Origin of the sequence: uncultured Limnohabitans sp. (genome assembly GCF_937889215.1) — a bacterium.
Taxonomy (GTDB): domain Bacteria; phylum Pseudomonadota; class Gammaproteobacteria; order Burkholderiales; family Burkholderiaceae_C; genus Limnohabitans_A.
Map to the genome: position 1 here is coordinate 1 of NZ_CALBEX010000248.1, position 10,127 is coordinate 10,127.

Below are 10,127 nucleotides of genomic sequence, written 5' to 3' on the forward strand. Positions count from 1 at the left end.
CCCACAAAGCGATGTGTCCCAGCGTGTGGCCCGGCACGTCGAGCACGTCAAACCGCAAGCCGTGCCAGTCAAAGTGATCGCCTTGCTGAAGACCTTGCGCTTGAACGGGCATTGTCTCCAGCGCAGGCCCCAGAACGCGAATGCCACCAAGGGCGGCCAGTTCAGCCACCCCTCCGGTGTGGTCTGCGTGGTGGTGCGTGACTAAAATCGTGTCCAGCTGCAAACCAGGGTGCTCGCGCATCCAGGCCAACACTGGCGCACTGTCACCGGGGTCGACCACCAAGGCATGTCGATCGTTGTGCAGCAACCAAATGTAGTTGTCTGCGAAGGCGGGCAAAGCAAAGAGTTTCATGGATCATCCTATTATAGAAAACCAGCACCTCGTGCCGACCTGGTTAACACCTTTGGGTCAGCCGACAGTTTCTCGCCTGTTGGCCTGGGAGCAAGCCCAGGCCGATGCGTTGCTGGCCGACGTGTTTGGCTACCACGCGGTGCAGCTGGGTTGGCCCGCATTGGAGGCCTTGCGTTGCAACCGCATGCCCCATCGCTGGCAGGCCCACGCCGAGTTTGAATGGCCCGGAATCGCCAAGGGTTTGACCGCGCCCAACGAGGCACCGGCTGCTGCCAGAGCGCCGCATGTGTGCCTGGACAGTCGCGCCTGGCCCTGGCAAGCGGACAGCCTGGACCTGGTGGTGCTGCCCCACACGCTGGAGCAATCGGCCGACCCCCACGCTTGCCTGCGCGAGGTAGAGCGTGTGCTGATCCCGGAAGGGCAGGTGCTGATCACGGGCTTGAATCCGTTCAGCTTTTGGGGTGTGCAGCACGCGCGTCCTTTTCGGTCCAAATCTTCCGGGGGGCCATCCCTGATCGCTTACCCGCGTTTGCGAGACTGGTTGCGTTTGTTAGGCTTTGAGGTGCAGGTCAGCCGGTTCGGGGGGTGGTCACCCGCCATGGGCAGTGAACGCTGGATGCAGCGTTTGCAATGGATGGACACGGTCGGCGAGCGTTGGGGGCCAATTTTTGGCGGGGTTTATCTGTTGATGGCCACCAAACGGGTGCCCGGGGGGCGTTTGCTGCCGGCGCGCCCATGGCGCACGGTACGATCGCCCGCTGCAGCGACCGTGCCCGTGGCCCGGTCCGATACCTCCATCGGCCAGCCCTTGGCCAAGAAAGATGCATTTGACCCACGTTGAAATTCACACCGATGGCGCCTGCAAAGGCAACCCCGGACCTGGCGGTTGGGGTGTTCGCCTGCAGTCGGGCCAGCATGTTCAGGAACTGTTTGGCGGCGAGCTGAACACCACCAACAACCGCATGGAAATGATGGCCGTGATTGAAGGCCTGCTGGCACTCAAACGTCCTTGCCAGGTCACGCTTTACCTGGACAGCGAATATGTCCGCAAAGGCATCACCGAGTGGATCCATGGCTGGAAAGCCCGGGGCTGGCGCACGGCGGCCAAGCAGCCCGTGAAAAATGCCGACTTGTGGCAAAAACTCGATGCCGTGGTGTCCTCTTCTGGGCACCAAATCGATTGGCGTTGGGTCAAGGGCCACAACGGCGACCCGGGCAACGAGCGGGCCGATGCGTTGGCCAACCAAGGCGTGGACAAAGCTTTGGGGCGCTGAGTACCAGGCGCGGCTTGCGCCGCATGTGCGGGCGATGCCCGAGTGGCCAATGCGCTCAGAGGTGCCCGTCAAACATCATCACATCCACCTCGTCGCCCACCGCCACGTTGCCTTGGGCATGGCCCAGCACGATCAGGCCATTGGCCTGCACCATGGAGCTGAGCACGCCCGAGCCTTGATTGCCGGTGATGCTGACTTGCAGCTCGCCCGCTGCGTTGGTGCTGACGATGCCGCGCTGGTACTCGGTGCGGCCCGGCTTCTTGCGCAAGGCCTCGGTGCTTCGGGCTTTGAGCAGCGGCAATGGCTGCGCTTGCCAGCCCATGAGTTGCTGCAGGGCGGGGCGCACAAAGGCGGCAAAAGTCACCATGACCGCCACCGGGTTACCGGGCAGGCCAAACAACACGGCCGAGCGATCGCCGCGTTGAATGCGGCCCACCGCCATGGGGCGGCCGGGGCGCATGGCGATGCGCCAAAACGCCACGTCGCCCAGCTTTTTCATCATGGCCTTGGTGTGGTCGGCTTCGCCCACGCTCACGCCGCCGCTGGTGACGATGGCGTCGGCCTGTTCTGCCGCCGCCATGAACGCGTGTTCCAACGCGGCAGGCTCGTCGCGCACCACGCCCATGTCGATCAACTCGCAACCCAGCGCCAGCACCATGCCCGCCACGGTGTAGCGGTTGCTGTCGTACACCGCGCCTTCGCGGGGCGCTTCGCCCAAGCTCAGGATTTCGTCGCCGGTTGAAAAGTAAGCCACCTTGGGCCTGCGCCAAACGCTGGCCGTGGGCAGCCCCAAGCTGGCCAACAGGCCGCAGGCGGCGGGGTTCAGGCGGGTGCCTGCGTGCAGGGCGGCTTGCCCAGCCATCAGGTCTTCGCCGAGCAGACGGCGGTTGTCGCCCGGCTGCAGCAGGCCGGGTGGGAGGTGGACGGTGTCGCCTTCCACTTTTATCAGCTCTTGAGGCGCTACGGTGTCCAAGCCGGGGGGCATGATGGCCCCGGTCATGATGCGCACACACTCGCCCGAATTCACGTTGCCTTGCCAAGCGGCACCGGCAAACGCGGTGCCCACCACTTTGAGTGGGGTGGGGCGGTCGCTGCGCAGTTCCGCGCCGCGCAGGGCGTAGCCGTCCATGGCCGAGTTGTCATGCGGCGGCACGCTGATGGGCGAGACCACGTCTTGCGCCAGGATCCGGCCATGGGCTTGCATCAGGGGCACGGTTTCTTGTTCGCGCACCGGCTGCACCAGCTGGGCCAAAAAGTCGTTCACATGCCGTGCCGACAGGGCTTGCGGGTCGTAGCCTTGCAGGCGTTCGGCGATCTCGTTCAGTGACAGGGTGGTTGACAAGGGCGTGGTCATGGTCAGCGCGGCCATTGTGTGGCCAAGGGATTCAGAGGGATTCGAGCTGCAGCAGTTCGGCCAGCGTGTTCGCGTTCGCAAAGGCTTGGGCACTGTCGCCAGGTCCATCGAAGGGCACGATGGCGCAGCGGTGCTGCGCCGTCCAAGCATCGATCTTGCGCCCACCGCCTTGAGTGAACTTGACCAGGCTTTCCAGCAGCTCTGTTTTGAGCAGGCAAAACACGGGCTGCGGGCGCACCGTGCCGTCGGCCTCGGGCGCGGCGGCCATGGCCACGTCGGTGTCCTGCTCCTGCATGGCCGTGACCAGGCGCTCGAGCAGGTCGAGTGGAAACAGCGGCGTATCGCACGGCACCGTCAACAGCAAGGGCGTCTCGCAGCGCTCCAGGCCTGTGAGGAAACCGGCCAAAGGCCCGGCGAAACCGTCGATGCTGTCGGGCCAGACCGGCACACCCAGCGACTCATAGGCCGAGAGGTTGCGGTTGGCGTTGATCAAAACTTCTTGCAGCGGCAGGCTCTGCAATTGCAGGCGCATCAAGGTTTGCAAGGCGAGCGGCATACCGCGAAAATTTTGCAGGCCCTTGTCGATGCCGCCCATGCGCGAGCCGCGCCCGCCTGCGAGGATCAAGCCGGTGATGGCGGTGGTGCTGTGCATGTCGAGAGTTGTCATGGCCTTTAACCTCCGATGTAGCTCATTTCCACCCGGCGGCCTGGGCCGCTGGCGGTGTCCGGCCCGCGCAGGCTGCGCAGCACCGAGTATTGGTCGGTGCGCCCGCGCCAGATGGCGTCCACCGTGGCGGCCAGTGTGGTGTCGCTTTGCGTGGGGTCCCGCAAGAGCTGGCGCAGGTCGTAGCCCTGGCTGGCAAACAGGCACAGGTACAAACGGCCCTCGGTGGACAGGCGGGCGCGGTTGCAGTCGCCACAAAAAGCCTGCGTCACGCTGCTGATCACACCCACCTCGCCCAAAGCCAGGTCGTATTCGCCTTGTGCGTTGGCGTAACCCCAGCGTTCAGCGGTTTCACCTGGGGCGGCAGCGTCGAGTTGCACCAGCGGCAACTCGGTTTGCAGCAGGCGGATCACCTCGGCGCTGGGCAGCACCTCGTCCATGCACCAGCCATTCGTTGCGCCCACGTCCATGTATTCAATGAAGCGCAGCACGATGCCTGTGCCCCGGAAGTGTCGGGCCATGGGCAAAATTTCGTGCTCGTTGGTCCCGCGCTTGACCACCATGTTGACCTTGATTGGCCCCAGACCTGCGGCCTGGGCCGCTTTGATCCCGGCCAGCACATCGGCCACGGGAAAGTCCACGTCGTTCATTTTTCGGAAGACCGCGTCGTCCAAGCCGTCCAGGCTCACGGTGACGCGTTGCAGCCCAGCGTCTTTCAGGATTTGGGCTTTGCGCGCCAAGAGTGAGCCGTTGGTGGTCAGCGTCAAATCGAGCGGTTGGCCGTCGGGCGTGCGCAACGCGGCCAGTTGTTCGATCAGGATTTCGATGTTCTTGCGCAGCAAAGGCTCACCGCCCGTGAGGCGGATTTTGCGTACGCCTCGACCCACAAAAACAGTGGCGATGCGGGTGATTTCTTCAAAGCTCAGCAGATGGCTGTGCGGCAGGTAGGCGTAGTCTTTGTCAAAGACTTCCTTGGGCATGCAGTAGCTGCAGCGGAAGTTGCAGCGGTCCGTTACGCTGATGCGCAAATCGGTCAGTGGGCGGCGCAGGCCGTCCAGCGGCAGGCCGCTCAGGTCTTGCCCCGCAGGCAGCGGGGGCAATGGCAAGCTGGGGTGGCGCTGGTCAACCAGCGGAATGACGCGTTCAGACATGGGGGGTGATTGTGCCCGAGCCGCTGGCCCCTTCATCCGGCATGGTCAAGCATCAACAAGGGCCTTTCAAGCGCGCCTGTCGGGCCTATAAAGCCACGACCGTCGGGGAAGTCGGTATTTGTAGGTCGGCGCCTTCAGGTCCGACAAGGCGTTCGTGGACCGTGGCCGGTTGAAAACTGGCGCTGCGCGAATGCCCAAATGTCGGACCCTAAAGGCCGCGACCTACGTGGGATTGCGGTATTTGTAGGTCGGCGCCTTCAGGTCCGACAAGGCGTTCGTGGACCGTAGCCGGTTGAAAACTGGCGCTGCGCGAAAGCCCAAATGTCGGACCCTAAAGGCCGCGACCTACGGGGGATTGCAGTATTCGTAGGTCGGCGCCTTCAGGTCCGACAAGGCGTTCGTGGACCATGGGCTGTTGAAAAATGGGGCCGCACGAATGCCCAAATGTCGAACCCTAAAGGCCACGACCTACGGGGATGTCTGGCCCTCAAAGACCATGACCTGCGGCAATCAAGGCTGCTTGGTGGCCTTAGCCGTGGTGGATGGCCACCGTTTTGAGGGTCGTGAAGCCCAGCAGTGCTTCAAACCCTTTTTCGCGGCCATAGCCCGAGGATTTGACGCCGCCAAAGGGCAACTCCACCCCGCCGCCTGCACCGTAGTTGTTGATGAACACCTGCCCGCTGCGCACGCGTTTGGCCATGCGAAATTGGCGTCCGCCGTCGCGTGTCCAGATACCGGCCACCAAGCCAAACTCAGTAGCGTTGGCCAATTCGACCGCGTGGTCTTCGTCTTTGAAGGACATGGCCGACAGCACCGGGCCAAACACTTCTTCTTGGGCCAGGCGGTGCATCACCGGTACGTCGCGCAACAAGGTGGGGGCTTGGTAAAAGCCGCCCGCAGGCACGCCCGCAGCGATTTTCCCTTGCGCCACGGTGACGATGCCGTCCGCTTTGGCCTGGTCCAAAAAGCCGGTGACCCGCTCCAACTGGCTGGCGCGGATCAGCGGGCCCAAGTCCAAGTTCATGGCGGCCGAGCCCACTTGCAGGCGGCCAAAGGCCTCGCCCAAGCGCTTCAAAAGTGGCTCGTAGATGCCTTGCTGGATCAGCACCCGAGAGCCGGCGCTGCAAGTCTGCCCCGAGTTCTGCACGATGGCGTTGACCACCACCGGAATGGCCGCGTCCAGGTCGGCGTCGTCAAAAATGATTTGGGGGCTTTTGCCACCCAGCTCCAGCGTGACCGGGCAATGCCGCTCAGCCGCCACTTGCTGGATGAGCGTGCCTACGCGCGGGCTGCCGGTGAAGCTGATGTGGTCAATGCCAGGGTGACGCGCCAGCGCATCGCCCACTTCGTGGCCGTAACCGGTCACGATGTTCAAGGCTCCGGGCGGAAAGCCCACCTCGGCTGCCAGCTGCGCCACGCGGATCAGGCTCAGGCACGCGTCTTCGGCGGGCTTGACCACGCAGGCGTTGCCCGCTGCCAGTGCGCCGCCCACGCTGCGCCCAAAAATCTGCATCGGGTAGTTCCAGGGGATCACATGGCCCGTGACCCCATGCGGCTCGCGCCAGGTCAAGACACTGTAGCCATTTTGGTAGGGCAGGGTCTCGCCGTGCAGCTTGTCGCAAGACCCAGCGTAAAACTCGAAATACCGCGCTAGCGCCACCGCGTCGGCTGCGGCCTGCTTGGTGGGTTTGCCGCAATCGCGTTGCTCCAACGCCGCCAGTTCGTCAGCGTGTTCAGCCACTTTTCGCGACAAGGCCATCAGTAAACGCCCGCGCTCCACGGCGGTCAGCCGACCCCAAGGGCCGTTGAAAGCGGTCCGTGCCGCTTGCACCGCTTGGTCGATGTCGGCCGCTTGGCTGCGCGGAATTTGCTCGAACACCTGACCGTCAGACGGGTCGAGCACGTCGATGGTTTGGCCGGCCAGGGCAGGGGTGGATTGGTTGGCGATGAAATTGTGTTGCATGCCGCCATTGTCGGCGGCACCACCGCCTTGGAAATCACGCACGAGACAGTGCCTGTGCCTAGGTCTGGGCCCTGGGCTGAGAAGGCATGCGTGACCCGCTTGACTGCAGCCGCCTGGCCCGCCCAACAAGCGCAAGCCCTGTGAAAGTAAAATCGGGGTTAATCCCTAGGTTTTTTCGATTCCTCTCAACTTTTACAAGCAGACACCATGTCCCTGAACCAAGTCACCCCTGGCAGCAAAGTTCCTGAAGCCTTCAACGTGATCATTGAAATCCCGATGAACTCGGACCCCGTGAAGTACGAAGTGGACAAAGAGTCCGGCGCCCTGTTTGTGGACCGTTTCATGGGCACCGCCATGCACTACCCCACCAACTACGGCTACGTGCCCCAGACCATCGCCGGTGACGGTGACCCGGTGGACGTGTTGGTCATGACCCCATTCCCCTTGCCCTCGGGCGTTGTGGTGCCTTGCCGTGCCATCGGCATCTTGTTGATGGAAGACGAAGGCGGCATGGACGGCAAGGTCTTGGCCGTGCCCACTGAAAAAATCTTGGCCAGCTACGCCAAAATCCAGTCGCTGGACGACATCCACGAACTGCAGCTCAAGCAGATCGCCCACTTCTTTGAGCACTACAAAGACCTGGAAAAAGGCAAGTGGGTCAAGGTCAAGGGCTGGGAAGGCAAAGACGCAGCCCATCAAGAAATTTTGGACGGCATCGCCAACTACAACAAGGCCTGAACGGCTTGATCAATGGCCTCTGAGTGGGGCCGTTGAATCCCCAAAACGCCTGCCCGGTTTGCGCCGCGCAGGCGTTTTTCATGGTCGATTAACTGGGTGGCTTGAAAGCGTATTGGCACCCGGCATGCAGCGACCTTGGCTCTGAAAAGGAGCTGAGCCAAACATGCAATTGTCGGACCTGAAGGCGCCGACCTACAAGTTGGGCTGTGGCGTTTGTTTGAGCGGCGAGTGCTGGTTGAGCGCTTCCAAATAGTTCTCCACCCCCGCTTTTTCCCGCTCCAGAAACCGCGCCACGGCTTCAGAAAACGACGGGTGCGCCAGCCAGTGGGCGCTGTGCGTGGGGGTGGGCAGCAGGGCGCGGGCCATTTTGTGTTCGCCTTGTGCGCCGCCTTCAAAGCGCTTAACGCCGTTGGCAATGCACCATTCGATGGGCTGGTAATAGCAGGCTTCAAAGTGCAGGCAGTCCACCCGCGCCAGCGCCCCCCAATAACGCCCATAAGCCACTTCAGGCTGGCCAGCGGCGTTCAGGTGCAGGCCGATCAGGCTGATGCCAATCGGCTGCGCCTCATGTTCGGCCACAAACAAGAGCCAGTTGGGGGCCATGTCGCGGCGCATGGCTTCAAAAAACGCTGGGGTTAAATAAGGCGCGTTGCCGTGTTCCCAATAGGTTTGCTGGTAGCAGCGCAGCAGCACGGCCCAGTCGTCGTCGGTCATGTCGGGGCCGCGCACGGCACGAAAGCTGACGCCGGCCTCCGCCACTTTGCGGCGTTCTTGCCGGATTTTTTTGCGCTTTTCTTGGTTGAGGCTGGCCAAGAAGTCGTCGAAGTCGCGCCAGCCTTGGTTTTGCCAATGAAACTGTACTTGGTCACGTTGCAGCAAACCCGCTTGTTCGCAGGCCTGCAGGTCTTGCGGGCTGCCAAACAAAATGTGCAGCGAGGGGATCTCGTTGGTTTGGCAAAGGTCCAGCAAGGCGGCCAGCAGGGCTTGGCGTGCGGCTTCGCTTTCAGCCAGCAAACGGCTGCCGGGCACGGGCGTGAAGGGCGAGGCCACCAGGGCTTTGGGGTAATAGTCCAGGCCGTGGCGCTGGTAGGCGTCGGCCCAGGCGTGGTCAAACACGTATTCGCCGCGTGAGTGGGTCTTGAGGTAGAGCGGGCAGGCGGCGGCGAGCACGGGGCCTTGTGGGGTGTCGCGCCACAAGCTGACCGCTTGCAAGACCCATCCGGTCTCAGGCACGGCCGAGCCACTGGCTTGCATGGCCGACAAATAGGCGTGCCGCATGAAGGGAGATGGCGCATCTTGCCGGGCGAGTAAACCGTCCCAGTCCTCGGGTTCGATGGCGCTCAGCTCATCCAGCACCCGGGTGACATAATTCAAGCTCTCTTTTTCCTGCACCTGTATGACTCTCCAAATTTGTGTCGCTCAGCTCAATTTCGTCGTCGGTGACATGCCGGGCAATGCCCGCAAGATCATCGATGCCGCCACCTCGGCTTATGCCCAAGGGGCCAGGTTGTTGGTCACGCCCGAGTTGTCGATTTGCGGCTACGCGGCCGAAGACCTGTTCTTGCGCCCGGCCTTTATTGACGCCTGTGATGATGCCTTGAAAACGGTGGCCCGCGAACTGGCTGGGTTAAAGGGCCTGCATGTGGTGGTGGGCCACCCCGAGGGCGGTGGCGTGCGCACCCGCAGCGTGGCCGTGACGCGCCGCCACAACCGCGCCAGCGTGCTGTGCGAAGGGCAGGTGGTCTGCGCTTACGACAAGCGCGAGCTGCCCAATTACCAAGTGTTTGACGAGCGGCGTTACTTCACGCCCGGCAACGGCGTTGGGGTGTTCGAGGTTGAGGGCGTGCGGGTCGGTTTGCTGATTTGCGAAGACGCTTGGTTTGAAGAACCGGCACGCCTGGCGCGTGATGCGGGCGCGCAAGTGCTGGCGGTGCTGAACGCCTCGCCTTTCCATGCGGGCAAAGGCCCGGAGCGCGAGCAGCGCATGCGCGAACGCGTGGCCGATTGCGGCTTGCCTCTGATTTATGCGCATTTGGTGGGCGGCCAAGATGAGGTGATTTTTGAAGGGCGCTCGTTTACCTTGAACGCGCAGGGCCAAGCGGTGGCGCGGGCCGAGGGCTTCCGTGAAGCGGCCATGACCGTGCAGGTGCAGCCTGCAGCCACGGGTGTGGACTTGATCGCTGCGCCCGAGGCTTTGGTGCCCATGGCCAGCACCGACGCCGAGTTGTGGGACGCGCTGGTGCTGGGCGTGCGCGACTACCTGGGCAAAAACGGTTTCAAGGGGGCGATTTTGGGCCTGTCGGGCGGCATCGATTCGGCGCTGGTGCTGGCGATTGCGGTGGACGCGATCGGGGCCGACAAGATCCACGCGGTCATGATGCCCTCGCCCTACACGGCGGATATCAGCTGGATCGATTCGCGCGACATGGTCAAGCGCTTGAATGTTCGTTACGACGAGATCTCGATCGCGCCGCTGTTTGAGGGTTTCAAGCAGGCGCTGTCGGCGCAGTTTGAGGGCCTGAAAGAAGACACGACCGAAGAAAACATCCAGGCGCGCATTCGCGGCACGCTGCTCATGGCGCTGTCCAACAAGACCGGAGCGATTGTGCTGACCACCGGCAACAAGAGCGA

The 10,127-nt window shown here is 62.8% G+C and carries 10 protein-coding genes; 4 read left to right on the forward strand and 6 right to left on the reverse strand.

Translation table 11 applies throughout. The features are described 5' to 3' along the window. The coding region (locus tag Q0341_RS06365) for an MBL fold metallo-hydrolase (RefSeq protein WP_299511297.1) at positions 1–352 on the reverse strand (352 nt) is incomplete at its 3' end. Here Q0341_RS06365 and Q0341_RS06370 point away from each other — a divergent pair. After that, positions 351–1,193, forward strand: coding sequence for a methyltransferase domain-containing protein (locus Q0341_RS06370; protein WP_299511299.1), 843 nt, complete (start codon positions 351–353; stop codon positions 1,191–1,193). The genes Q0341_RS06365 and Q0341_RS06370 overlap by 2 nt on opposite strands. Beyond that, complete coding sequence (gene rnhA, locus Q0341_RS06375; RefSeq protein ID WP_299511308.1) at positions 1,180–1,626, forward strand: ribonuclease HI; 447 nt, start codon at positions 1,180–1,182, stop codon at positions 1,624–1,626. Before Q0341_RS06370 ends, rnhA begins: the two co-directional genes overlap by 14 nt. Positions 1,627–1,681: 55 nt before the next feature. Here rnhA and glp read toward each other — a convergent pair whose 3' ends face one another. The 4 genes from glp to Q0341_RS06395 all read right to left on the reverse strand — a co-directional run bounded on the left by glp (position 1,682) and on the right by Q0341_RS06395 (position 6,758). Beyond that, positions 1,682–2,995: a gephyrin-like molybdotransferase Glp gene (gene glp, locus Q0341_RS06380; protein WP_299511300.1), complete on the reverse strand. Its 1,314-nt coding sequence runs from the start codon at positions 2,993–2,995 to the stop codon at positions 1,682–1,684. Positions 2,996–3,011: 16 nt separating this feature from the next. Next, entirely contained in the window at positions 3,012–3,647 is a 636-nt protein-coding gene (gene mobA, locus Q0341_RS06385) for a molybdenum cofactor guanylyltransferase MobA (protein WP_299511301.1), read from the reverse strand. Positions 3,648–3,652: 5 nt separating this feature from the next. After that, positions 3,653–4,795 (reverse strand): GTP 3',8-cyclase MoaA, encoded by a 1,143-nt coding sequence (moaA, locus tag Q0341_RS06390; protein WP_299511302.1) that lies wholly within the window; start codon positions 4,793–4,795, stop codon positions 3,653–3,655. Between the two features lie 529 nt (positions 4,796–5,324). Beyond that, positions 5,325–6,758, reverse strand: coding sequence for an aldehyde dehydrogenase family protein (locus Q0341_RS06395; RefSeq protein WP_299511303.1), 1,434 nt, complete (start codon positions 6,756–6,758; stop codon positions 5,325–5,327). A gap of 207 nt (positions 6,759–6,965) precedes the next feature. Between Q0341_RS06395 and ppa the strand changes: the two genes are divergently transcribed. Further along, positions 6,966–7,496 (forward strand): inorganic diphosphatase, encoded by a 531-nt coding sequence (gene ppa, locus Q0341_RS06400; RefSeq protein ID WP_299511304.1) that lies wholly within the window; start codon positions 6,966–6,968, stop codon positions 7,494–7,496. 192 nt (positions 7,497–7,688) lie between these two features. Here ppa and Q0341_RS06405 read toward each other — a convergent pair whose 3' ends face one another. After that, complete coding sequence (locus Q0341_RS06405; protein ID WP_299511306.1) at positions 7,689–8,870, reverse strand: GNAT family N-acetyltransferase; 1,182 nt, start codon at positions 8,868–8,870, stop codon at positions 7,689–7,691. 22 nt (positions 8,871–8,892) lie between these two features. On the opposite strand from Q0341_RS06405, the gene Q0341_RS06410 reads away from it, so the two are divergent. Further along, on the forward strand, positions 8,893–10,127 hold a 1,235-nt coding region (locus Q0341_RS06410), incomplete at its 3' end, for an NAD+ synthase (protein ID WP_299511307.1).

Excerpts from the sequence above, each read along its gene's own strand:
- glp (WP_299511300.1), bottom strand. The coding sequence starts at position 2,995 with ATGGCCGCGCTGACCATGACCACGCCCTTGTCAACCACCCTGTCACTG.
- moaA (WP_299511302.1), bottom strand. The coding sequence starts at position 4,795 with ATGTCTGAACGCGTCATTCCGCTGGTTGACCAGCGCCACCCCAGCTTG.
- ppa (WP_299511304.1), top strand. The coding sequence starts at position 6,966 with ATGTCCCTGAACCAAGTCACCCCTGGCAGCAAAGTTCCTGAAGCCTTC.
- mobA (WP_299511301.1), bottom strand. The coding sequence starts at position 3,647 with ATGACAACTCTCGACATGCACAGCACCACCGCCATCACCGGCTTGATC.
- Q0341_RS06395 (WP_299511303.1), bottom strand. The coding sequence starts at position 6,758 with ATGCAACACAATTTCATCGCCAACCAATCCACCCCTGCCCTGGCCGGC.
- Q0341_RS06370 (WP_299511299.1), top strand. The coding sequence starts at position 351 with ATGGATCATCCTATTATAGAAAACCAGCACCTCGTGCCGACCTGGTTA.